Source organism: Microcoleus sp. A2-C3 (assembly GCF_036706065.1).
In the GTDB taxonomy this organism is placed as follows: domain Bacteria; phylum Cyanobacteriota; class Cyanobacteriia; order Cyanobacteriales; family Microcoleaceae; genus Microcoleus.
The window spans coordinates 16,621-40,249 of sequence record NZ_JAUBVX010000029.1 but is presented as its reverse complement, the minus strand read 5'-3'; the positions used below and the strand labels follow the sequence as shown (position 1 = coordinate 40,249).

25 protein-coding genes and 1 pseudogene are annotated in these 23,629 nt (G+C 45.3%); 13 read left to right on the top strand and 13 right to left on the bottom strand.

Going from position 1 to position 23,629, the window contains the following annotated elements:
• Positions 1–76: 76 nt before the first annotated feature.
• Complete coding sequence (locus QUB66_RS17130; protein WP_265240028.1) at positions 77–652, bottom strand: DUF4360 domain-containing protein; 576 nt, start codon at positions 650–652, stop codon at positions 77–79.
• Between the two features lie 729 nt (positions 653–1,381).
• Here QUB66_RS17130 and QUB66_RS17125 point away from each other — a divergent pair.
• Positions 1,382–1,528 carry a hypothetical protein gene (locus QUB66_RS17125; protein WP_265240027.1) on the top strand — a complete coding sequence of 49 codons (147 nt, stop codon included), beginning with the start codon at positions 1,382–1,384 and terminating at the stop codon, positions 1,526–1,528.
• A 439-nt stretch (positions 1,529–1,967) separates the two neighbouring features.
• On the opposite strand, the gene QUB66_RS17120 is transcribed toward QUB66_RS17125, so the two are convergent.
• Together QUB66_RS17120 and QUB66_RS17115 are read right to left on the bottom strand one after the other, a co-directional pair.
• Complete coding sequence (locus tag QUB66_RS17120; protein ID WP_265240026.1) at positions 1,968–3,887, bottom strand: hypothetical protein; 1,920 nt, start codon at positions 3,885–3,887, stop codon at positions 1,968–1,970.
• Positions 3,888–3,925: 38 nt separating this feature from the next.
• Positions 3,926–5,170, bottom strand: coding sequence for a glycosyltransferase family 4 protein (locus QUB66_RS17115; RefSeq protein ID WP_332968934.1), 1,245 nt, complete (start codon positions 5,168–5,170; stop codon positions 3,926–3,928).
• Positions 5,171–5,246: 76 nt separating this feature from the next.
• Here QUB66_RS17115 and QUB66_RS17110 point away from each other — a divergent pair, with 76 nt between their 5' ends.
• The 5 genes and pseudogenes from QUB66_RS17110 (at position 5,247) to QUB66_RS29765 (ending at position 10,358) form a co-directional block, all read left to right on the top strand.
• The gene (locus tag QUB66_RS17110; RefSeq protein ID WP_332968933.1) at positions 5,247–5,717 is read left to right on the top strand and encodes a tetratricopeptide repeat protein; all 471 of its coding nucleotides are present in this window, start codon (positions 5,247–5,249) and stop codon (positions 5,715–5,717) included.
• Between the two features lie 207 nt (positions 5,718–5,924).
• Positions 5,925–6,902 (top strand): glycosyltransferase family 2 protein, encoded by a 978-nt coding sequence (locus QUB66_RS17105; RefSeq protein ID WP_332968932.1) that lies wholly within the window; start codon positions 5,925–5,927, stop codon positions 6,900–6,902.
• A 524-nt stretch (positions 6,903–7,426) separates the two neighbouring features.
• Positions 7,427–7,717 (top strand): hypothetical protein, encoded by a 291-nt coding sequence (locus QUB66_RS17100; protein ID WP_332968931.1) that lies wholly within the window; start codon positions 7,427–7,429, stop codon positions 7,715–7,717.
• A 241-nt stretch (positions 7,718–7,958) separates the two neighbouring features.
• Positions 7,959–9,002, top strand: a pseudogene (locus tag QUB66_RS29770) (GAF domain-containing protein); the annotation flags it as partial.
• Between the two features lie 114 nt (positions 9,003–9,116).
• Complete coding sequence (locus tag QUB66_RS29765) at positions 9,117–10,358, top strand: PAS domain-containing sensor histidine kinase (RefSeq protein ID WP_442923184.1); 1,242 nt, start codon at positions 9,117–9,119, stop codon at positions 10,356–10,358.
• Positions 10,359–10,476: 118 nt separating this feature from the next.
• Here QUB66_RS29765 and crn3 read toward each other — a convergent pair whose 3' ends face one another.
• The 7 genes from crn3 to QUB66_RS17060 form a co-directional block, all read right to left on the bottom strand.
• The gene (crn3, locus tag QUB66_RS17090; protein ID WP_265240019.1) at positions 10,477–10,806 is read right to left on the bottom strand and encodes a CRISPR-associated ring nuclease Crn3/Csx3; all 330 of its coding nucleotides are present in this window, start codon (positions 10,804–10,806) and stop codon (positions 10,477–10,479) included.
• A 59-nt stretch (positions 10,807–10,865) separates the two neighbouring features.
• Positions 10,866–11,801 carry a DUF192 domain-containing protein gene (locus QUB66_RS17085; RefSeq protein ID WP_332968929.1) on the bottom strand — a complete coding sequence of 312 codons (936 nt, stop codon included), beginning with the start codon at positions 11,799–11,801 and terminating at the stop codon, positions 10,866–10,868.
• 144 nt (positions 11,802–11,945) lie between these two features.
• Positions 11,946–13,751 (bottom strand): NAD+ synthase, encoded by a 1,806-nt coding sequence (locus QUB66_RS17080; protein ID WP_332968928.1) that lies wholly within the window; start codon positions 13,749–13,751, stop codon positions 11,946–11,948.
• Positions 13,752–13,845: 94 nt separating this feature from the next.
• Positions 13,846–14,139: an isochorismate lyase gene (locus tag QUB66_RS17075; protein WP_332968927.1), complete on the bottom strand. Its 294-nt coding sequence runs from the start codon at positions 14,137–14,139 to the stop codon at positions 13,846–13,848.
• A gap of 198 nt (positions 14,140–14,337) precedes the next feature.
• Positions 14,338–15,087, bottom strand: a complete 750-nt coding sequence (locus tag QUB66_RS17070) for an NUDIX hydrolase (protein WP_332968926.1) — start codon at positions 15,085–15,087, stop codon at positions 14,338–14,340.
• Positions 15,048–15,647 carry a nicotinate-nucleotide adenylyltransferase gene (locus QUB66_RS17065; RefSeq protein WP_265240013.1) on the bottom strand — a complete coding sequence of 200 codons (600 nt, stop codon included), beginning with the start codon at positions 15,645–15,647 and terminating at the stop codon, positions 15,048–15,050. The genes QUB66_RS17070 and QUB66_RS17065 overlap by 40 nt, the downstream gene beginning before the upstream one ends.
• A gap of 232 nt (positions 15,648–15,879) precedes the next feature.
• Positions 15,880–17,283 (bottom strand): nicotinate phosphoribosyltransferase, encoded by a 1,404-nt coding sequence (locus QUB66_RS17060; protein WP_332968925.1) that lies wholly within the window; start codon positions 17,281–17,283, stop codon positions 15,880–15,882.
• Between the two features lie 511 nt (positions 17,284–17,794).
• On the opposite strand from QUB66_RS17060, the gene QUB66_RS17055 reads away from it, so the two are divergent.
• Positions 17,795–17,965 carry an isochorismate synthase gene (locus QUB66_RS17055; protein ID WP_375339849.1) on the top strand — a complete coding sequence of 57 codons (171 nt, stop codon included), beginning with the start codon at positions 17,795–17,797 and terminating at the stop codon, positions 17,963–17,965.
• A gap of 189 nt (positions 17,966–18,154) precedes the next feature.
• Here QUB66_RS17055 and QUB66_RS17050 read toward each other — a convergent pair whose 3' ends face one another.
• On the bottom strand, positions 18,155–18,835 hold the full coding sequence (locus QUB66_RS17050) for a diacylglycerol/polyprenol kinase family protein (protein WP_442923301.1): 681 nt from the start codon (positions 18,833–18,835) through the stop codon (positions 18,155–18,157).
• Between the two features lie 191 nt (positions 18,836–19,026).
• Here QUB66_RS17050 and QUB66_RS17045 point away from each other — a divergent pair, with 191 nt between their 5' ends.
• The 5 genes from QUB66_RS17045 (at position 19,027) to QUB66_RS17025 (ending at position 21,299) form a co-directional block, all read left to right on the top strand.
• Entirely contained in the window at positions 19,027–19,323 is a 297-nt protein-coding gene (locus QUB66_RS17045) for a BrnT family toxin (RefSeq protein ID WP_265240010.1), read from the top strand.
• A 34-nt stretch (positions 19,324–19,357) separates the two neighbouring features.
• A complete protein-coding gene (locus tag QUB66_RS17040; protein WP_332968923.1) occupies positions 19,358–19,597 on the top strand; it encodes a hypothetical protein in 240 nt (79 codons plus the stop codon).
• A gap of 35 nt (positions 19,598–19,632) precedes the next feature.
• Positions 19,633–19,914, top strand: coding sequence for an antibiotic biosynthesis monooxygenase (locus QUB66_RS17035; RefSeq protein ID WP_332968975.1), 282 nt, complete (start codon positions 19,633–19,635; stop codon positions 19,912–19,914).
• A gap of 139 nt (positions 19,915–20,053) precedes the next feature.
• Positions 20,054–20,188: a hypothetical protein gene (locus tag QUB66_RS17030; protein WP_332968922.1), complete on the top strand. Its 135-nt coding sequence runs from the start codon at positions 20,054–20,056 to the stop codon at positions 20,186–20,188.
• A 181-nt stretch (positions 20,189–20,369) separates the two neighbouring features.
• Positions 20,370–21,299 carry a phosphoribulokinase gene (locus QUB66_RS17025; protein WP_265240007.1) on the top strand — a complete coding sequence of 310 codons (930 nt, stop codon included), beginning with the start codon at positions 20,370–20,372 and terminating at the stop codon, positions 21,297–21,299.
• A gap of 275 nt (positions 21,300–21,574) precedes the next feature.
• Here QUB66_RS17025 and QUB66_RS17020 read toward each other — a convergent pair whose 3' ends face one another.
• Both QUB66_RS17020 and QUB66_RS17015 read right to left on the bottom strand, forming a co-directional pair.
• Positions 21,575–22,087, bottom strand: coding sequence for an ARC6/PARC6 family protein (locus QUB66_RS17020; protein WP_332968920.1), 513 nt, complete (start codon positions 22,085–22,087; stop codon positions 21,575–21,577).
• 77 nt (positions 22,088–22,164) lie between these two features.
• The gene (locus tag QUB66_RS17015; RefSeq protein ID WP_265240005.1) at positions 22,165–22,371 is read right to left on the bottom strand and encodes a hypothetical protein; all 207 of its coding nucleotides are present in this window, start codon (positions 22,369–22,371) and stop codon (positions 22,165–22,167) included.
• Positions 22,372–22,481: 110 nt separating this feature from the next.
• Between QUB66_RS17015 and QUB66_RS17010 the strand changes: the two genes are divergently transcribed.
• Positions 22,482–23,462: an ABC transporter ATP-binding protein gene (locus QUB66_RS17010; RefSeq protein ID WP_265240004.1), complete on the top strand. Its 981-nt coding sequence runs from the start codon at positions 22,482–22,484 to the stop codon at positions 23,460–23,462.
• The last annotated feature ends 167 nt before the right edge of the window (positions 23,463–23,629 follow it).

Sequence of the window (23,629 nt, the reverse complement as noted above, 5' to 3'; positions counted from 1 at the left end):
TGATTAGCGCAGGAAAAAACCCGGTTCCTTTACGAAACCGGGTCATAGGTGTTATGTTTTTTTGCTGGTTCTGTGTTTAGCGGCAAGTGCGATATTTGATGTGATAAACTAAACCGCGATGAGCCAAATCGAAAGAGTCCACGGTGGCTGCGCCGGCACCACTGGCTGTCATCGAGGCATTCACCCGCATATTTACACTGTCGCCGCAGCGAGACCAAACATCAGCTACAGTGACTAAACTATCTCGCACATTGTAGTTAGTTTCTCCGCTTAAATTCCGATTAAAAACTGGGCCGCGGCTTCCTGCGAAAAAGTATTCTGCTCGCAAGTTGCCTGTGGTGCTAGGAGCAACGTAGCCGCGGTAATCAGCATCGTAGAGAGAAATTTGGAAGCCTTGGGGTACTTTGATGGGAATGCTCAGATTGCAGCTTTTACGCCTTTCTGTTGAGACATTTCCCTGGGCTGCAAACTTATCAAATAGGATGGTGAGTTCTTGACCGTCGGGGCTGACGCTGACGCTGGCGGAGCGGTCTGGGCAACCGCTACCGCCGTAGCTGGCACCTAATATTTGAACTGACGGAGTAGCAGCAAATGCGGGGCTGATAGAAGCCGTCATTAATGCTGTCGCTACCAAGAGTTTTATAAACTTCATGGATGTTCTCCTTAATAAGTTGAGTTGTGTGTTAAGCAGATTAAAGAAATGCAATTGAATTTAGGTAATGTTTTTTAACTTGGATATGACGGCGGTCATCTTGAAAGATAAAAAAGCCGTTGAATCCAAGCTATTTTTTTCAATTGCAGTACCTAGATCAGTTTTTTTGATTAGTTAATTTATCTAGTAAACTGGTTTTCTGCTGATACTTTCTAAGATTCATATCTGTTGGTCCATGTTCCGGAAGATTCTGGTGCGAAACTCCGGATCTGTGTTAGCGGACTGTTCCGAAGTGCGAGACAGCGAGCGAGACCGGTCGGGAGGCTGTTGGGGTCGGATATGTGTTTCCATAGGGCTTATTTGACCCGGACTGGGAGATGCTGCCGATCGCCTTTACGGTACTCTGTAAATTGAATAAAATCATTTTCTGCTGTATATGGCAATACATTCATTTAAAAATAAGTTTACTAACATAAGCATTGGTTTGATAGTGCCATACAATGTAAATTGTAAAATTTTAATGTCAGGAAAAGCCTATATATAACAATAGTTGTAGGGTTTTCTTACATTAAATTCGCAAATTGCATTATCTAGATGTATTTACTGCATTTTATCGATCAAATCTCTGCCTTTAGTGTAATTAATGGCAGTAATTAGTAGATAAAATAGAGGTATGATGCTGACTGCTTGCGATCGACTACTAACAATTCTTGGACGAGGAAAAAAACAATGGAGACTACAGCACAGAAAGAAGCCCCAACTCAGCCTGTTGAGGAAGTGACAATTAACGATATCAACAGTTTGGAGTTTGAGCTTTGGGCTAAAGCGGTGAAACGGCAGATGATTGCAGCACTCTCTAAAAAGGGCGCGATTTGACATCTCTGGGTTTTTTGTGTGCAACTTGTGTTAATTTAATTAACAAAATTTTTGTCTGCATTGTTGTCCAAGAGCGATAAGTGGGGAGGGGAAGAGTTTTGAGATTGCGCCTCTTTCGGAGTTGCGGGAGGGGGAGAAGAAAGCATTTTCCTGATTCCTAGTTCTGGACCCACGGGTGGAAGGAAGCCGGGTTTTTTTACGAAAATACTTCTGTTGCGATCGGCAGAAATGGTAAAAAAACCCGGTTTCTTTGTGTCAAGAGTGCATCCCGGACTGTTCCTTCTACCGAATGCTCGATCCCAGATTACCAGAAAGAATTGGTTTAAAGCCTCTTCCTTCTAGGGAGAAATTAAAACAAGACTATTCATTACTCGAATCCTCGGACTTCCAGGTAGAGGTCGCCCTCAACTGTCAACTGTCAACTGTCAACTGTCAACTGTCAAGATCGCTTGTCAACCGCCGCTAGCAAGCGTAGATTTCCGTCTTGAATCTGCACGGCTTTGACGGTTCCCACAGCGACTCTTTGTTGACCGTTAGCCATCGCTACTTCAATCTTAATCTTGGGGTCAGCCTGCAAGCCCAGCCGCCCCCAAAGCCACTTGACTTGAGTAGCAGGAAAAGAGCGGACTTCTACATCTGTAAAGGGCGGATTAACCCAGCGGGTTCCGTCGTAAAAACTCGCTACCTGCACCTGATACCAAACTTGTTCTTCGGTCAATTTTAACTCGTTTTTGGGTTCTGGTTCCAGCCACTCAGTGGGATTGATACTGCTAATTACGGTAGCAGAACCCATAATTTGACTCTTGTGGTCTTCTAAAGTTTGAGCCACAGAAACTGCTTCCTCAAGTTTATTGACCAAATTCCGAATACGAGTTCGACTTTCGCTGTCAGTATCTAATTGCTGGTCGAGCCAATTCATCGCCTCGCGAGTTCCGTCTTGAGATGCTACAATCAGCGCGCCCCAAGCCTTGACATCGGCGTCAGATGCGTTGACTCTCAAGGCGGCGTCTACGCGGTTCATGATCCGCCCGCCTTCATTTTTGAGGGTTGTGGCAATTTCGTGAGTGTTGCTAGGATCGGCTTCAAATACTTGCAAAGCTTGACTCCAGCGGCCGTCGATCAATTCTGCGAGCACTTGTTGGCTGGGACTGGCCCAAGATGCGATCGCCTGAGCTCGAGTAATTTTAGCGTGAAATTCGATCGTTTCTAGCTGAGCTTGCGCGGCAGCAGGCCAATTCTGGCCGGCTTTCCCCTTAGCAATACGCATGACATTTAATCCCGGAGACCAAAGTCCGCTTTTTGCCAGCCGCAGCCCATTTTTATAAGTCTCGTCATTGAAGGCAAATTCTTCTAAGGAAATCGCGGTTAATTGAACTGGGTTCGGGATAAATTTGCGCGGGCCTATTTGATAAATGGTAAATTGCGGCTCTAAACCAATTGTTTGGTCGATCGCCAATTGCGGGTTTTTCCCCTTAACAATTTGCTGCCAATTCGGCGGTTGTCCAGCAACACTCGCCCAATCCAACAGCGAGATTAAATGATTTTGGCTGGGGTTGTAGCGAACGACTTGTCCGTAGGGAATTTTCTTGTCGCCCCGCACCAGTTGACCGCTGACATTAAACCAAATGCCCTCGGCGGGGGCTTTTCCGTCAAAGCGGCGCAGTTCTGTCAGCGGTAGCGACTGATTTGAGGCTTGATTGTTAGATGTAGAGTCATCCAAAGAAGCAATCACAAAAGATTCCGCAGGGCCTTCTACATTCACGGAACTTGCTAGCTGAAAATACTGCTCTTTTTCGGAATCGCGATCGGGAAGTTGCACGCGCTTGTACACGCGAAGTTCGACAATTTGACGGCAAGGATTTTTGCAAACAGTAGAAGCATTAACATTCCTTTCCACCATCACCGGCAACAGCAAGTCGGAAATAAAATTATCGCCCGATTTCTCAATAGGAAGCGGCAGGGGTTCGCCAGTGATGAATCCCAATTTGCGGATGCTGGCTTTGATTTGATCGAGAGTTTGGATCGTATCTCTGCTACCTGTAGGCAGGCGCGACCATCCGGGTACAAACTGAGAGACTAATTTGTTACCGTTGGGATCGACAATTAGCTGGTAACTCAACCAAGCGCCGCCTCCCATCAAAGCGGAAAAGCCACACAAGACGCTGAGGGCGGTCAAATTAGCTATTAATCTTTTCCAGGGATATCTGGCGGGAGTTGGGGTACCAGCTATCGGAAGCTGGGACTCTTGCAGTTTTTTGGGGCGTCGGTTTTGGCGGCGGCGTCTGGTCGGAGCAGGAGCAATTTTGGAATTTTCTGGGGGTTTGGCTCGATTTTTTGAGGAGTTTATTTTGTGTTCCATCGTCGAATTTTTAGAATTTAGATTTTAGAATTTAGAGTTTAAAATTGGAATAGCCGATCGTACTGCCGACCTATGATATCCCAGGTGTATTGGCTTTCAATTCGCGATCGCGCGTTCAGAGACAACTCCTGTCTTAGCTGATGATTTTCAAACAAACTGGTAATCGCTTCAACATACTCCTGAACTTCGTTTGCCCGCAAGGCCTCGATCGGTGATGGGGTGCGACCATCGACGGCTAAACCTTCCAAACCTCGATCGCTCGCCACCACGGGAGTTCCCGCAGCCATCGCCTCCAAAGTTTTATTTTTTATCCCAAAACCAATCCGCATGGGCACCACACAAACAGCAGCCTGATGCAAATATTCTGCCACTCTTTGCACCCGGCCTACGACTTGAATTCCCGGAAGTTTCCCCAAGGAGAGGACTTCGGGGACTGGCGAGGCGCCGACTAGGCTGAGGCTAGCATCGGGATAGCGCTGCTGCAACTTTGGGAGTATCTGCAAACTAAGAAACCTGGCTGCGTCTATATTGGGCAAATTGTTCATGGCGCCTGCAAAAATTAAGGTGTGTCCTCCCGGATCGATCGCGCGATATGGAAATTCTGTCAAATCCACGCCATTAGGAATGACATCAATGGTGGGTTCAAAAAAATCTGCTTTCCCTCGCAGCCTCGGTGGCGACAGCAATTCTAGGAGTTGCTGTTTGTCTGTGGATGTGGTGGCGACAATACGGGAGAATTTGGCACAGTAGCGTGTTTCGTAGCGGGCGAGTAGGGGTAAATTTAGTCGATCGCGCAGGGGGTTTTGGGAAGTCCCGGTGGCTAACATTTCCCTGCAAGTTCCCCAAACCGAACTGTGAATATTTGCGACTGTCAGCAGTTTTTGTCGCCATTCTGGGCGCACATAAATTTCGTTAACGCTGTGTTCGCAGGTAACAGCTTCGCATTTGCCGGCTGTGACTAAATCGTCTGCCCAATTCTGCATTGCTTGAGAGTAGCTGGAGAATACGTTGGGAGGTGTCCCGGATAACAAAAATTGACTAAAACGCCGAATTTTTCCAGATATCCCGGTTGAAACTGTTCCAGGAGTCTCGAAAACTGCTAATTCTGTAACTTGCCCTCGTAATGCGTCGATTTGTGCATCGGTGACATCGGGCGATCGCACAGTACCGAGAATTACATCATGCCGCCGGCTCAAGTATTGCAACAAATTAAACGTCCTTACCTGAGTTCCGCCGCGGCTTGGCGGATAGGGAAAAGTCGAGGAAAGCATCAAAATTTGCATGGGATGTTGGATAAATAAAGTTGCCGCTGTCGCGATAAAATTGATTGATAAAACCTGTTTAACAATCCTCCCACCTATGGACGAATTATCTATGAAGGCGCTGCTCGAAGACTTGAAAAAGTCTGATGAAAGCGTGCGCGATCGGGCTACTACAGAACTCTGGCGCACTTGGTTTAACCAGAAGGGTGAGTATGGGATGCAAGTTCTCAGGCGATCGCAAGTTTCGCTAGATTCGGGTGATGTTCGGCACGCTTTGGATTTGCTGACGAAACTGATTGCGGAAGCGCCAGATTTTGCTGAAGCTTGGAACCGGCGCGCCGTACTTCACTATACCCAAGGAAATTATAAAAAGTCGATCCATGACTGCGAAACCGTGCTCCAACTAAATCCGGTGCATTTTGGGGCGTTGCACGGTCTGGGTTTGTGCTACGCTGCTCTGGGAGAATACAGAAGTGCGATTCGAGCTTTTCGCCGCGCTTTGGAAATTCAACCTTTTGCTTTGGTGAATCAAAAGTTAATTCTTGAATGTACGACTCGTTTGAATTGAAGTCAACAAGGAACAGTTGACAGTTGACAGTTGACAGTTGACAGAAGGAAGAGTTGACAGAAGGAAGAGTTGACAATTGACAATTGACAATTGACAGTTGACCGAAGGAACAAGGAAGGAATAAAGAAGAAGGAAGAAGGAAGAAGGAAGACTTTAATTTTTAGCAATCTACAATCTACAATCTAAAATCTAAGATGGTCTCAGTTTGTGCCCAAAATTAGCGTTTGCATTCCTACTTGCAATCGAGTGCATTTGCTCGCTAGTGCGATCGCCAGCGTGCTAGATCAAACTTATACGGATTTTGAATTAATTGTCTGCGATGACGGTTCGACGGACAGCACTCCGCTGTTGATGTCGGAATTTGTCGTAGCTTGCGGGGCGGGACGCCATCGCCCGATTCGCTACATTCGCCACCCGCAGCATATCGGGAAAAGTAATAATATGCGATCGGGCTTTGCGGCGGCAAGGGGCGAATATTTTATTAAATTTGACGATGACGATCGTCTGAGCGCGCAATTTCTAGAGCGAACATCTGCTATTTTGGATAAAAACCCCAGTATTGATTTTGTCAGTACCGACCATTGGGCGATCGACATTCACAATAATATTGACGAAAACCTGACAAAACTCAATTCGCAGCGGTGGGGCCGCACCGAATTGTCGGCCGGAATTATTGAAGATTTGCTATCCACAGTTTTTGTGAGACAGAGTTTGCAAATAGGCGCGACTTTGTTTCGCCGCCGCGCCCTGGAATCAGTCGGCTTTCTGCGGCCGAATTGGCAAAATTGCGAAGATAACGATTTGTTTGTGAGGCTGGCAATTGCGGGCAAAAGGTGCTATTACTTGCCGGAGCTGTTGATGGAGTATCGATTTCACGCAGGACAGCAAGGATGCGATCGGGCAATTCCCTATTTAAGCGATAAATTGCGCTATTTGACCAGCTACGAGTTTGATTCCGAGAAGTTGGAAACAGTCAGGCTCAAGAGGATTGCAGAAACTCAATTAACGCTAGGTTTGCGGCTGATTGAGGTTGGTGAAACTGCAAAAGGGCGGCGGATGGTGCGGGCTGGAAAGTCGGTTTCTGAGGCGAAAATGTGGGCGGGTTTGGGATTGTCGCTGCTGCCGATGGAGTGGCGGGGGAGGGCTTTTGCGCTAGTGCGGGAGTTGTTGAAACGGGAGTTTTGAAGGTAGAGGATTTCGATAACTAATTGAACAATTCCGTAACAGTGAGGAAGAACTACTTTCATCAGAAAGAATTCGACGAAGATTTCATGATTTGGGTTATATCGCAATACGGTTCACTTAACACTATTTATACCCCGGAGAACCCCCTAAATCCCCCGAAAGCAAGGGGGACTTTGAGGGCATTCTTCTCCCCCCTTTTTTAAGGGGGGTTAGGCGGGATCTGTCTTAAGTGAACCGTATTGGGTTATATCGGTTCTCAAGCGTGGTGAGGTATGCCCTATGCCATATCCCCTATGCCGTTCGCGTACCTGATCTTTCTGAGAAAGGCTATAACGCATTTAATATTGATCGCAGAAACTTATACGCAAGTAATCAGCTCTGATCCCGCTCGACCCAGTATAAAATGTAGTTCCGTAGCAGAACATTGGGATTTTAGAGCGAGAGATTGAAAATTCTGCTGTTTATGCCCTAAGATAGATACACTAACTATTTCCAAGCTAATGTTTGGCTTGGGATCAGCCGATATGGATGCAACAGTAAATGTTGTAGATTTGACTGCGGTGATGCCTGGAGAGCACCCGATCGCGCAATTTTACACCGATTATGGAACCGCTTTCGAGGCTGTGGGCGATCGAGACGGGCAACTAGCCCTCCGCAAACTCTTGCAGTTTCGCCACAACGGTCAAAAATCTCGATCTTCCCGGCAAAATTTATACGCGCAGTATAAAACGCTACGCTCGCAGTTACCTGTTTGTCGTGGCTTTCCGCGAGGCTGTGCTGCCAGAATGCGATCGAGTTGCATCAGTGGCAGTTAATTGCATCGCTCGAAACAGTCCTCAAGCAAACAGATATTCTCGACCAACTAGAACGGAGGCCAGTTATTTACCAATATATGAAACCTTCCTATTTAGGGAATTTTATTTATAGTAATTAACCAGATAAATCGGGATAAAATGTATCAAAAATAGGCGACGGATTGGCAATATATTCCAGCCGCAATCCGAAACAGTTCGAGAGGGGGATACAAATAAAATTTATTTGGATAATTGTGTTGCAATGCTAGTAACTATGATGCACAACTTTTACGATGCGTTGGCAGATTTGGAAATCTATGCCGGTGCCACACCGATGGAGCGCCAAAAAATCCTTGAGCGCGTTGAGACAAGTCAGGAAAAACTCAAAGAATGTGCGCACCATACCCCGATCGATCACCAGCACAAGTTCGATTTGGTTGAGGCAGAATGGCTCCGTGTTTTGGGGAAGACTATAGAAGCAATGGAATTTTACGATAGAGCTATTGCTGGAGCTAACGCTAACGAATATTTGAATGAAGAAGCTCTTGCTTGCGAACTAGCTGCTAAGTTTTACCTGTCATTGGGAAGAGAAAAAATTGCCAGAGTCTACATGATAGACGCCTATAATTGTTATGTCCGCTGGGGAGATCGAGGCAAAATTGACGACTTAGAAAAAGCCTATTCTCAATTGTTGTCACCGATCGGGCAGCCCGCAAAACTCGCTACAGATTCATTAGCAACTTTCGCAATACCTGTCAAACAAAATCAATCTGTACCTTCATTAATTAATCCGTCTGTGTCGGCGACAGTCTCAGATTTCGGGAATTTTTCAACTCTGCTAAAAGCTTGTCAAGCGCTTTCTAGTGAAAGAGATCTGGATCAACTAATTGCCAAACTGATACAACTGGCGATCAAAAATACAGGCGTTGACAAAGGAGTGCTGATTTTGCAAAAGGGTAATCAATGGGAAATTGCTTCTGCAAGGGCGATCGATAATTTGGGTGTCGATCGGGCGATCGACTTATCATCCGCAACACTCGATGAAAATAGTGATATCCTGCCCCTAAAAATTGTTGATTGTGTTGAAAAATTGTTGAAACCTGTGATTTTGCGGGACATCGCTCAAAAAATTGATTGGGATTCCGATTCCTACATCCTCAAATACCAACCACAAAGCTTGTTGTGTTGGCCGATTCTCGATCAAGGTAAATTAATCGGCATTTTGTATCTAGAAAATCGGTTAACCGCAAGAGTTTTTACCCGCGATCGTCTGCAACGGCTGAATCTCCTATGTTTCCAAGCAGCCATCAGTTTGCAAAATGCTCTGCTATATCAAAAATCTCAGGATTACAGCCAAAAATTAGAGCGATTGCTAACAAAATTCAGTCGAGCCGAAGCTCAGCTTGCCGAGCAGAAACAAATGCTGCAAGCGATTCTTGATGTCGCTCCGATTTGGATTTGGATGGTTAATCCCAAGGGTAAAGTACAATTTTTCAACAAGACATTTTGTCAAGATGTGGGCGTGCCTCTGAGCGCTTTCCTAGCTGTCGAGCATTACAAAGATATACTGGGGGAAAATGCAGCGAACTGCCTGGTTTCAGATGCCGCCTGCCTTGCCCAAGATTCGCCCCATTACTCCAGCGAAACTCTCACATTGGTTGACGGAAAACAACACTATTTAGAAGTCACAAAAGTGCCGTTGAAAAATTACGATGACGAGACGATCGGAATTATTGGTTTGGGTGTTGATGCCACAGATCGCAAGCGCTCAAATGAGCTTTTGCAAGAGCAAAATCAATGCCTAGAACGAACTTTAAAAGATTTACAGCAAGCACAATTACAAATCGTACAAAGCGAGAAAATGTCGGCTTTGGGTAATTTGGTCGCCGGAGTAGCCCACGAAATAAACAATCCGATTGGGTTTATTGCTGGAAATTTGAACGAAGCTAAAAGATGTTTCGAGGATGTTATGGAACACTTGAATTTGTATCGCTCCGATGCACCGAAATCGGAAATTGCCGACCACGCGGAAGAGATAGATATCGATTATCTGTTAGCAGATTTACCGAAGATGATTGATTCCATGCAAGTCGGGTGCGATCGCATTTCCAGCATTAGCACTAGCCTCCGCACCTTCTCCAGGGGCGACAAAGACTACAAAGTTTCTTTTAATATTCACGATGGCATTGATAGCGCTATTTTAATTTTGAAACACCGCCTCAAAGCTAATGAACACCGTCCGCAGATTGAAGCGATCGCTAAATACGGCAATCTCCCTAAAATCGAATGTTTTCCCGGTCAATTGAATCAAGTTTTTATGAACTTGCTTGCTAATGCGATCGATGCCTTAGAAGAATCAAATCTAGGACGCAGTTTTAACGAAATTTCCGTCAAGCCCAACCGCATCAGCATTTCCACTGATGTAATGGGGGAAGAGTACATTAAAGTTACAATTACTGATAACGGAACTGGGATGTCAGAAGAAGTGAAAAAGCAGATATTCGACCATTTGTTCACGACGAAAGCTGTCGGGAAAGGAACGGGATTGGGGTTGGCAATTGCCCATCAGATTGTGGTAGAAAAACATGGTGGAACTATCGAGGTGAATGCCGAGCCAGGAGTTGGGACTGAGTTTGCGATCGTTTTGCCAGTCAGAGGATAAATTATAATTAAAATTAAATTAGGACTTAGATGAAAAGTAGTTTGACATCCTACATATAGCTGTAAGGTGCGCACTGCGCACCCTACATATAGTAACTTGCCCAACAATATCTAATTTACTAACTTGGTAAATTCAATTTTATTATTTGTCCAACCGAAACTTCGTGCTTGTGCGTCGCTACCACCACCGCACCTTCTAATCGCGGATCGTAACATCCAACCCAAGCGGCAGGATGGCATTCGTGCACTAAATACCCGTACAACCAAATTGCTCCTCTACCTTCGATGACAATTCCTTGGCTGAATTGAGCATTTTCAGGGATTTTTAAACCTTGTAAATCTTCGGGTGTGATGATACCGTCTTGAGTTGTAATTCGTAATCGTAAATGTTGGTAAGCTAAACCGTCTTGAGTTTGATTGGAGATTATTGTTAATTCAATAGGGTTCATTTTTGAGCTATCTGTATTTTACGTTTAATTAGGTGGATTTACTTAAAATCCTATACTTTTTAGGGTAAATTGGGAATCCGATCGCCAATTTTCAATCCCAATTGGGCCGCCCTACCGCCTTTGAGCTCGATCACTCCGTCAACGGGAAAATCGGGGCCGTAGCTGGGACAGGTGTCGCTGAAACAGGGCGGTACGTTGGAAATTATCGCCTGCACGATGCCTTCCCGCAGAAAAATCATATCGAGCTCGATTTGCACGTTTTTCATCCAGAAACGCACATTGCGCGGGGGGGCGATCGGGAAAAGCATTCCCCTGTCATCGGGCAATTCTGTCCGAAACATTAAGCCAATTGCTTGTTCTTGGGGAGTTTGCGCTACTTCTAGTCCGATCCCGCCCGCGCCCGCGCCCAAAATAGTATTCACAGAAACTGGCAAAATTTGACCCATATCCATCCCACCAAACATTGAGATAAAGTTTGATTCAGTCAAATTAAATGTTCCTGAAACTACTCCTAAATAGTTACCAGAATTTTTATTTTGTATCAGAGTTTGGTTCTCAAAAACAGAAATATTTAAATCGCTAAACTTGATGCCATCTGTCAAGACAATTTTATCATTTCCGTTGCCAAAATCTGTAATTATATCGGCTTCAGTAACAGTAGATACGACGGAGGTTTGATCAATTACAAATAAATCATCGCCCGCGCCTCCTGTCAAGATATCTTTGCCTTCGTCGCCGATTAGCAAATCGTTACCCCGATCGCCATTAATCGCATCTTCACCTTGTCCTCCATAGATTGTATCGCTTCCTTGCCCTCCAAACAGGGTATCGGCGCCTTCGTTTCCGGCCAGTAAGTCATTGTCGCGATCGCCAAAAATTAGGTCATTCCCCGCCAAACCTTGAATTGTGTCATTCCCCGCAAATCCTCTCATCGTATCGTTTCCGGGAGTTCCCAGGAGAAAATCGAAGCCGAAAGTACCGTCGATGTTAACCATTTTGCGTTTAATAAGTAAGTCAAGTCATCACAAAAAACATAATATCTGGTAGCAGCGGGTTAAGCCACAATCTATAACATCCCAACCAATAATTTTATTCAAAACCCGCCCTCTCCCATGTAATGTTTATTTATAACCACCTACTTAAAAGGAAGCTTTGGCGATCGGCATCCGCCAACCGGTACCAAAAGCTCGATCGCTAATTTTCAAACCTGGCGGTGCTTGTCGCCGTTTAAACTCCGATTGCCTGACTAATTTTACTACACGCTTAACCACGGCTTCATCGTGTCCCGCCGCGATAATTTGTTGGGTAGATTCGTGATGTTCGATCAACCGCTGCAAGATGTCATCCAAAACATCGTAATCAGGCAAAGAATCTTGGTCAAGTTGCCCCGGTTTCAGTTCAGCACTCGGCGCTTTATTGATAATATTAACTGGAATCATCTCTTTCCCCAACTTAACAGCATCTTTCCCCATCCCGCTGTCAGAATTCAGCCACCGACAAAGCGAATAAACGCGAGTTTTCGGAACATCAGAAATGACTGCCAAGCCGCCATTCATATCGCCGTAGAGAGTGCAGTAACCCACCGACATTTCCGACTTATTGCCAGTGGAAAGCAGCAAATGTCCGAACTTGTTAGAAATTGCCATTAACAGATTGCCACGAATTCGCGATTGAATATTTTCCTCGGCAATCCCGAAAGTGGTATTGACAAACAAATCGGCGAAAGTGCGATCGTAAGTTTTCATCAAATCGGCGATCGGCAATAGTTCGATCGCAATACCGAGATTTCGGGCTAATTCCAAAGCATCATTAACCGAATGATCCGAACTGTAAGGAGAAGGCATCAGCACCCCCAGCACATTTTCGGGTCCGATCGCGCAACTAGCGATCGCCGCCACCAAAGCCGAATCTATCCCGCCACTCAAACCAAGTACAACCTTAGAAAAACCGCACTTGCGAACATAATCTCGCACTCCCAAAACCAAAGCCGCCCAAATTTCCGCATCCTCGAATGGCGGTTCAAAACTTAAACCAGTTGTGGAATGGGCATCTTGCCCGTTCCCACCGCTGCCAACTAAACCTGCTTTTTGTGCTTCACATTCCCCTCCAAAATCACTTGTGGAACGGGCATCTTGCCCGTTCCCGCTGCCAATCAAATCTTGTTTATTCTCATCATATTCCAGTACAGCAAAATCAGTTTCAAAAGAAGCCAATACCAGAATCAAATTACCCTGAAGATTCACCGCAAAACTGCTACCATCAAAAATAATATCATCATTTCCCCCTACCTGATTAGCATAAACAATCGGTATCCCTGAACGGATGACACTGTGCTGCAACATCGCCGATCGCACTCCCCGCTTCCCGACAGAATAAGGCGATGCCGACAAATTCACCACTAAATCCACGCCCAATTTTGCCAAATCTGAAATAGGATCACCCGCGTAACTGCGTTTACCCCAAAACTCCTCATTGTTCCACAAATCCTCACAAATTGTCACACCAATTTTGAGTTTACCAATAGTGAAATAATTACTGTTTTTTCCAGGTTCAAAATATCTATCTTCATCAAATACATCATAAGTAGGCAACAAGCGTTTATTAAAAACTTGTTGGACTGCGCCATTTTGCAACAAAACAGCACTGTTGAACAATAATTTTTCGCCGAGTTTTACAGCATCAGCATTAGGTAAGGCAGTCCCGACAATGACTGCCAAATCCGGTGGCAAAGCTTGCGCCAGTTGCTGCAACTGTGCGCCTGCGGCTGCGATGAAACTCGGGTTCATCAACAAATCGCGCGGCGGATAACCGATCAGGGAAAGTTCCGTTGTTAGCAATAAGTTTGCGCCCTCAACCTGCGCTTGTTTCGCAGTCTCCAGAATTAGGTTGGAGTTGCCACAGATATCACCAATAGTAGGGTTGAGTTGTGCGATCGCAATTTTCATATCACCAATTCACCTAATAAATCTTGCTAGCAGTCCGCCGATGCGGACTTAATTTCCTATATACCTAGACTTGAAGGTCGGGAAACATTACTCATTACTCGGATTTGTAATGTTTTAACTCTTCCTCAATAAAATGATTGACCAAATGGCGGTAAATATTTTCAACCACATCAGGATTCAAACCCGATTCCAGAGCCCACTCACGCCGCTGCTGTAACATAGCCTGAAAGCGATCGGGCGCTCTAACGCTCGCTTCACTCGTTTTGAACCTTGCTGCTGCGATGACATATTGAAATCTCTTGCTCAAAGCCTCTATCACTTCTCGATCGATGACATCAATTTCCTCCCGAACTTCGTGAATATTAGCGCATTCATCAGGGTCTTTCATTGCCGGCACTCCTTAATAGCTTCTTTTCTCATATTACTAAATTGATTCCTGAATGTCAGTCAATTTTCCATTTTTAGATTTTAGATTTGAAATTTACTCCACCGATTAATCTGAGAGATTGAACTAGCGCCTAAAATTTGCGATCGACCCTAAGCCGTCGATGGATTCAATTTTTAGGCGGAGTCATCCAATGAACAGCTAGATAAACACCAATGGCTTATTTTTGAAGGGAGCAAAAGCAGCCGCATCAAAGCGGTACAAACTAGCAGGGCGGCCCGCACCTCGCGAAACCTTAACACGGGTATCGCACAAAAAACCCAATTTCAACAATCGAGCTCGAAAATTAGAATAATCCGAAAAATTCTCCCCCAAAACAGTAGTATAAAGTTGATATAGATCGCTCAAGGTAAAAAGCTCCGGCAAAACTTCAAAAGCTACCGGGCTGTATTCAAGTTTGTTCCGCAGTCGCCGATATCCGTATTCGAGAATTTGATTGTGATCGAATGCTAGCTTCGGAACTTGTTGTACGGGATACCAAGCAATGCCACCGACGCGATGGCCGACACCCGCAACTACACTCCCAGCAATCAATTCAGCTTCCTCAAACCGCACCAAAGCAAAATAACTTACCGAAAGATAGCGATCGCCCCTGGTGAATTGCCGAGGATCGCGCCCCGGTTCTCCGAAAGTATACAATTGCTCCAAATACAAGTTTTTCACTCTAATTTTTTCCGACAAAATGCGGTAAGCTGCATTTTCCAGAGACTCTCCGTGTCGCACCAAAGTACCGGGAAGACTCCAAGAATCAATAAACGGTTCGTCTGGCCGCATTACCAACAGCACCAACAAGCGGTTCTGCACGGTATCGACGGAGAAAATTACATTATCTACTCCTACTTTAAAGTCAGCTAATGAGCAACTTTCGCTCTTTTTTGTGCCTCGTGCCATGCGTACAAATGCTCCCGATTAATGTAATCCTCGATAGTTGGAGTTAGGGCTTCGGTGTCTCCTGTTTCGCGATAGGAAGTTGAAGAAACATCAGGAGCGTTCAAAGATGCGATCGCCACTTCTGCACCCAGGCGCCTTAACTGCCACAAATCTAACTGTTCTGACGGATAACCAGGCCGCGGTACAATCAGCAACTCCACTTCTTTTAATAACTGTTCAAATTTGTACCAGCGAGGCAGTTGTCCCACCAAGTCCGAACCTATTACCATCGTCAACTCTGCATCCGGCCACTGCAATCTTGCTTGTTCCACAGTTTCTAGCGTCCTAGGACTGCTGAGTTCTGGATGTAGGCAAAGATTGTGTCTCGGCGAATTAATTTCTTGAATGATTAACAGCAGCATTGCCGATCGATGTTCGAGGGATGTCTGGTGCGACTTGAAAGGATTATCCGATGCCCAAACTGCTACCCAATCAAAATGCTGAGAAAGCCAACTCAGGATTGTTTTGTGTCCTGCTGTCGGCGGATCGGCACTGGTTCCAAACAAGGCAATTTTCTGCATAGGGAATCGTTCATTCAGTTGACAGTTGACAGTTGACAGTTGACAGCGACCTCTACCTAGAAGGAAGAGGATTTACTCGTTACCAGGCGACCGCCTGGTAATGCATATCTGGAGGCTCTGCCGACCTTTTCCTAAGCGAGGCAGAGCCTGTGGATCGGGGCTCCCAGGCTAGAGCCTGGGAACCAGTTATAATTTCAGTCTTAAATTATAACCAATGACTAATTACTGATGACTAATGACTATTTCTGGTTTTTTGAGTGAGAGTTTGCAAATCTGTAGAAATTTCCATCGGTGGCGAAATCGGGTTATTTAGTTGGCGAGTTTCTGCCGGGAGACTGGCGACAGAAGCAGCAGTTCGTTTGGCAATCTCGTCCAAACTTTCCGGTTTCTGCACTCGTTTGCCATCTTTGACAACTAATCTTATTAATGGTATGTAAGCCGCTGAATTATAATTCCCCCCCCCTGTTAGTCCCAAACAATCGCTGACAATTTCTCCATCTTTAACTGTTCTAAAAATTTGCTTTTTCCCTGGATATGTTACCTTGCCGCTTGCCTCCTTCATCACCGGAATTCCGTCAATTTCCACCAACTTATAAACACCGTTCACAGGCGAACCGCTGACCAACTTTGTTCCTAAACCGTAACCGTCAATGCAAGCGCCCGCACTTTTTAATTTAGCAATTTCGTGTTCGTCCAAATCGCCACTAGCAATAATCGGCACGCCCGGCAGGATCGATCGCACTTCCCGCGACAATTTTACCAAATCCCCCGAATCCAGCCGCACACCTTGCAACGGTATTTCACCGCTGTTTACTCGATCGGCCAACATCCGCGCCGCCGCCACAGTATCGTAAGTATCAATCAGTAGCGGTGCGCCCGGAAAATAGCGGTGAAATGCTGCAAACGCCTCCTCTTCGCTGCCTTCGAGAGCCGACACAGCCATTACTAAAGCATGGGCGATCGTACCAACAGGCTGGCGGCCCAACTTCAAAGCAGCCAAAACATTAGAAGTACCATCGAACCCAGCAGCCAGAGCAGCCCTCGCCGCCCACACAGCAGCTTGCGGCCCAAAAGCCCTGCGCGTCCCAAATTCCAGCAACTTAGCGTCAGGGCCCGCCGCATCCCGCAGCCGCGCAGCCCGCGTCGCGATCAAAGTTTGATAATTGATCGCATTCAGCAAATAAGTTTCTACTAACTGAGCCTGCCACAGAGGAGCCTCAATTCGCAATAGAGGCTGATTGGCAAATACCGCCGTCCCCTCTGGAACCGCCCAAACATCGCCAGTAAAGCGGGCTGTGGCGAGTAGAGTCCAAAATCGCTCCGGTGCCCCGGCAAAAATTCCGGTGGACTGCAAAGCCTGAATTTGCGCCTCGGAGAACCGAAATTTTTCTAGATAGTCGATCGCTTGAGCCAAGCCCATCGCGATCGCATAACCAAAACCCTCTGGTAGCCTCCGCGCGAACAATTCAAAACTCGCAAGGCGATCGTCGAGCCCTTCTCCGACGTAACAAGCCGTCATCGTGAGCTGGTAGAGATCGGTCAAAAGGCTGTAATCTGCTGAGGAAACCGTCAGTTCCCCGTCTTCTAAAATTTCCTCAAAACCTGTGAGGTGCAGGCTTTCTGTCGCAGTTTTCATGAAAAACCCCGGACAAACTTATTTATTTAATTATAGTGATAAATACCATATCTTTTTGTAAATTTTTGATAAAGATTGCTGATACCATATTGCGTTTTTCTTAACAACGCTCTTGCACAGAGGGTTTCAGGTTAATTTGCGGATTAAGATTATGGTATTTTTAATAAAAACAGCGAATTTGAGTTTGTAGGGTGTGCAGCGCGCGATCGTGTTGATTTAGAGGCGCGCGGGTGCATCTGGAGTTTTGTGGAAAGCATTTTTTTTGTTTGAGGGCGATCGTCCGAGGTAACTGTCAACTGTTGAAAAGAAGTATTGCTACAAGAACGGCCGATGCGTCTCGGCGCACCCTACAATATTCAAGCAGAAATATATCAGGTCGATCGCCCAAGCTTCGCAATTCCTAAAAGCTTCAGGTTGCTTCGATGTTGCGGACTAATAAGTAATTCAAACAAATATTGCTAAAGGAACCAAAAAACCGAAATTAATAGTAATCTAAGAAGTATCAGAAGCAATGACAAGAGAGGCAGATGTGATGAATCTTTCTAAATCTTTGGCAGATGCGATGCGTTACGTTTCCGAAGGTGCGATGAGGATTTTTAAACGGAACGATGACGATTATCCCAATACAGGAGTTCAGCCTTTTGAAGGTACGCCACCCAAAGGCTCTAAAAAAGACCCATGATTGGGCGATCGGGTAGTTTCTAGCGAGGTAAGCAAAGACATTTGCCTCAAGCAACAGCGGCAAGTTTTTCGACTACTTTTAAATATATTCAATTTTTCCCAGTTAAACAAAGTTTAGCTGGGATTTTGCCGTGAAAAGCAGGTATTGGTGGCGTTGGTGTTTTGAGTTTTATCAGAACTCAAGTCCTCACTAGGAACCAATTACCCAAAATTGATTGAGGAAAAAGGCGATCGCCGCACTGCCAATTGGCACAGTCAAATTGTCAATTCCCAACTTAGAAACCGACTCCAAAGTAGCAGCAACCAAAGCCACAACAGCCGACACCGCCCAAGTTTGCCAAACATTGCCTTGCACCGTCAGCAAAATCAAACTACTAACAGCAAAACTCACCAAATACATAGTTGCAGAACCTTCCCAACTCTTCTGGATTCCCCAAACTCGATAAAGATGTTTGCCGTATTTTTTGCCAATGACAGCGGCCAATCCATCGCCCCAAGCCATCACTAAAATGCCCAAAGCTGCGTATTCTTGATGTTGCAGTGGCCAAAACCAAGCTACGAGAACGCTGATACTAACAGCATAGAAAAAAGTCCCGAAACTCTTGCGGTTGATACTGTTAAGACTGGGCAAAATCGGAACTTGGTAAGAAATTAGGGCGATCGCACCTGCTAAAACCCCTGCCGAAATCCCCACCCAGCCGGGTATTTCCAGCCACCAAGCCAGCAAAATCACGTTCCCAGTACCGATGTGAACCACCTTCCGCGATACCTCTGCATCGACGGAAGTAAAGCGGTTTAACCCCTCAGCTACCAGCAAAATCACGCCCAACCAGGCTCCCACGAGGGAAATTTGTAACCACACAGTCGGCATTTCAGATAATATAGACACGATAATTTAGGAAAAATTGCGATCGGGCACTGTTTACTACTTTAGTGGAGATTCAATCCATTTCGGCCGGAGAGGGTGATCGCGATTTAGGGAGCAAAAATTGGTGCTTTTTTAAGTCGATTCACCGAAAAACGTATTGACAATGTAAATACATCTTGGTTACACTATAAGCTATGGATGTGTATTTCGTACTCAATGGTGTAGCCTTCGTTTGGAATGAGGAGAAAGCTCGGATCAATCCCAGAAATCATGACGGCGTAACATTTCAGCAAGCCGCAGAAGCCTTCTTCGATCCGCTCCTAGTGGTGGTTGATGCAAGTCGCAACGATGAAGAGCGAGATGCTGTCATTGGTTTGGACAGACGTTGGAATCTTTTGTATGTCGTCTACATTGAGCGTGAAAACGACATCATTCGGATAATTTCGGCTCGTAAAGCCACGCGCAAGGAACGCGAATACTATGAAAATTGAGGCATTGAAAAAGCGGCTAGATAGAAATCGTCCCATGACAAGTATCACCATTCGGATGCCCGAAGATGTGATTGAAGATTTGAAACGAGTAGCGCCATTGCTGGGTTTTTCTGGTTATCAGCCCTTGGTACGTGCTTATATTGGACAAGGACTGCGATCGGATCTGGAACGTCTAGAAGGTGATACAGTTTCTGCCTTGATTGCCAGTTTGAAGCGTCACGGTGTGAGTGATGAAGTCATTCATGAAGCACTCAGCGAAGTTACTCAGCAGTGAATATTTAAAATTAGAGAAAAATAGGTTTGATTGCTATGCAGTATGTCTTAATTATTCATGAAGTCGCAAATTATGAAGGTTGGAAAAAGGTATTTGACAATGCTGCAACCATCCGAAAAGAAGCTGGCGAGCGCTCCTATCAGGTTTTGAAGTATGACAGTGAACCTAACAAAATTGTTCATTTTTCCGCCTGGACATCAACAACAGATGCCAGGGCTTTCTTTGAGTCATCTGCATTGGTTAAAATTAGAGAGGAAGCGGGAGTCAAAGCTCCTGAATTTATATATTTAGACCAATTAGACTCAGGAGTATTGTGAAATACATATTGTATATAGCCTTTCGAGCGAAAGATGAGAAAGGCTATATATCTGCCCATTAAGAGTAACTTTTTCATGCTTTCTTTAATTCCCCAATCTCAGATCGGAATCTTTACAAACAAAAATATCCCTCCCACCGATGCTGCAATTTGTACTACACTCATGGACTACTGGGACAGTTGGCGGGGCTGATTTTTCCGAGATTCTGAGTATAGCCGGATTTAAAAGTGCGATCGACATTGCGGGCGATCGAGAAATGGGCGTGATTTTTTGATCAGATGCTCTCTGAGTCTCCGATGCCACATTTTATTAAGAAATAATACAATAATTTTACACATTGGGGAGACTCCGGGGGGGATCAAGTCAAACTATGCGATTAGCGATCGCAACGAACACTATTTTGATAAGATTTAGGATTCACCAAAAATTTGCTATTGTCCGTCGGGGTAAAAACAATGAGCGATCGACCAATCATTCTCGGTATTGTCGGAGACAGCGCAGCGGGCAAAACCACCCTGACGCGGGGAATTGCCCAAGTATTGGGGCCAGAAAATGTCACTGTGATTTGTACAGACGACTATCACCGCTACGACAGAAAGCAGCGGGCAGAAATCGGGATCACAGCACTGCATCCCGACTGCAATTACCTCGACATCATGCAGCAGCACCTCAGCCTGCTACGCACCGGACAAGCTATTCTCAAACCCATTTACAACCACCACTCAGGTACATTCGATGCGCCGGAATACATTAAGCCCAGCAAATTTGTAATAGTTGAAGGTTTACTGGGTTATTCAACTCGTGCAATCCGCGATTCTTACGATGTAAAAGTGTATCTCGCTCCCCCAGAAGAGTTGCGAACTCAGTGGAAAGTTAAGCGCGATATCATGAAGCGCGGTTATACTGAAGAACAGGTGCTGGCAGAAATGAAAAAGCGGGAATCGGATTCAGAAGATTATATTCGCCCCCAGCGCAAATTTGCCGACGTTGTAGTTAGTTTTTACCCGGCAGAAGCGGACAAAGAATCAAATTTAAGCGTCCGTTTAGTGCTCAGGCCGACAATTCCTCACCCGGATTTTACTGAGATTTTAGGTCGAGGCAGCGATAGTTTTCAACCTGCAATTCGCCTGGGACTCGATCGGGATATGGGCAAACCGGTTGACGTTTTGGAAGTAGACTCCCATGCTACTAACGAACAAGTAAACGAACTGGAAAAGATTTTGTGCAACGAAATGCCACACCTGCGGGGATTTTGTTCTACCGAAGGCAATCCCGAAATTGGCAAACTGATCGGCACCACTGGCGAAGTTTTGGAAAGTTACCCGCTAGCTTTGACGCAGTTGCTAGTTTCATATCATATGATGAAGGCAATTCATCTGTATTAAGCTGTACTGCATTTAAATTGCATATTCGGGCGGGCTAGAAGCCCACCCCACAAGAGTTGGATTATTTATGTAGTTATTGTAGGGTGCGTCAGAGGGGAAATTATTAATTTATATTCAAAACATTCTGCCCTGACGCACCCTACAAACTATTGATTTATCACATGATAAAAGCAATTCATTTGTCTGAGTTTAGTTAGTGATTAGTGGTTAGTGGGCAGTTGTTATTGCAATAACCAATAACAAATAACCACTAACTAATAACAAATAACCACTAACTAATAACGCATGATTTGAGAATCTGCTATTTTCCAAATGCCATCCCAATACTCCAAGGTATAGCGAACTACCCTAGTATTAAAACTGCTAGTCTCGACTCGATCATCTCGGTAGACTGTGGCATCTTCCGTGACTCTGACTTCAATCGTGGCTTTGTTTCCAGAGACTGCGAAACGTTCGACGGATTCAACTTTTTGAACACCATATCGGTAGTGAGAATTAGTGATTCTCAAGTTGTCAATCCCTTTGACTGTATCACTATACAAAATACCTGTAGTCATTGTAGCCAACAATTGGCGATCGAACGGAGGAGCAAATATTTTCTGTTTTGCATCCAGCCACCGACCAATTAAATCCGAAGCTTGTCCGAGAGTAATATTCTGAGCTTCACTAATATAATTTTCGCAGTAATTTGTTGCTAACGGTTGTCTGGTGCAAGTAATATTTTCCGCTTTCGCGGGCGGAGTCAACCACAAAGGAGTTAAGATGGCAAGTAAGATAATCGGCTTCATATGTTAGAGTCCTCAATAGTAATCCGATCTACATCCTTCACTAACGACATTTCGGAAATTGAATTGTCTTGTTTTTGTCACAATTGAGGATAAATCCTCAGTGCTGGGAAAGTCAGATTAGCAGTAGCAAATTGCTGAATTGGCTGCGAGACTGGCAACTGACTTTGAGGTGCGGGCAGCATTTCGCCTCGGAAGTCCAGGATGGTAACGAGTAGCAGGTAGGCAAATGCTAACATTATAGAAATCACGCCGGTGATGATAGCAATAATTTTTGAACGATCCATATTCAGATATTTTTAAGTGCAGCTAATATTAGTTTAACATTAAAAAGAGCAATTATGACGAAACTTATGCAATAGAATATAATCAGGTGCTACTTATTTAGATGACGAAAATGGAACCTTTTATAGATGCGCCAACTTCCACCGAGATTCCCGGATCTACCCCTGTGGTGGAAATATTTAATCTGGGGAAGTTCTACCGTACCGGCTTCTGGATGAACGAAAAAATAGAATCGCTCAAAAGTTGCACTCTGACTGTTTCTGAGGGGGAAACTTTCGGGCTGTTAGGGCAGAATGGAGCGGGGAAAACTACGCTGCTGAAGACTTTGCTGGGGATAGTGCGGCCGACTTCTGGCAGGGGGCTGCTGTTGGGGAGGCCTTTGGGCGATCGCAACGTGAAGCGGCGAGTCGGCTATTTGCCAGAAAATCCCTACTTTTACGATTATCTCACGGGCTGGGAATTCTTGCAATTTGCGGCGGGTTTGTTTGAAATTCCGACCTCGATTCAGCGGCAGCGAATTCCGCATTTGCTAGAGTTAGTTGGTTTATCTCAATCGGCGGCAATAAAAAAACAGTTGCGCCAGTATTCTAAGGGAATGCTGCAACGAATCGGCATGGCTCAAGCTTTGATTAACAATCCCGATGTGGTATTTTTGGATGAGCCGATGTCGGGTTTAGATCCGATGGGGCGCTATCAGATGCGGGAGATAATTTTATCGCTGAAAAATCAAGGGAAAACGATTTTTTTTAATTCGCATATATTGTCGGATGTGGAGAAGATTTGCGATCGGGTGGCAATTTTGGCTAAGGGTGAGTTAATTTGCATTGGTGCGATCGACGAACTCCTGGGAAATACTGAAACTTACCGGGTTGAAGGTAGGGGTGGCCACTTGAATATTCTGAAAAAATGGATACCGGATATGGAAGTTGATAATGATTTGTGGTACGGTCATTTGCAGGGAAGTCCGAAGGAGTTTATTTCTAGTCTGAGCATGAGTGGAGGGCAGCTAATTGGGATGAATTTGGCTAAGCCTTCTTTGGAAGAGTTTTTTATGCAGCAATTGCAAGAAAGAGGAATTTATTCGAGTGGTTGATGTTGAAATCAAGAAACCAGGCGGTGGAAAATCGGCAGTTGAAATCAAGAAACTCGGCGGTGGAAAATCGACAGAAACCAAAAAACTCGGCGGTTGAAACCGCGTCTACACAAACGAAGTCCGCCTTCGCGGACTAAGAAAACGGGCAAGATGCCCACCCCACAATA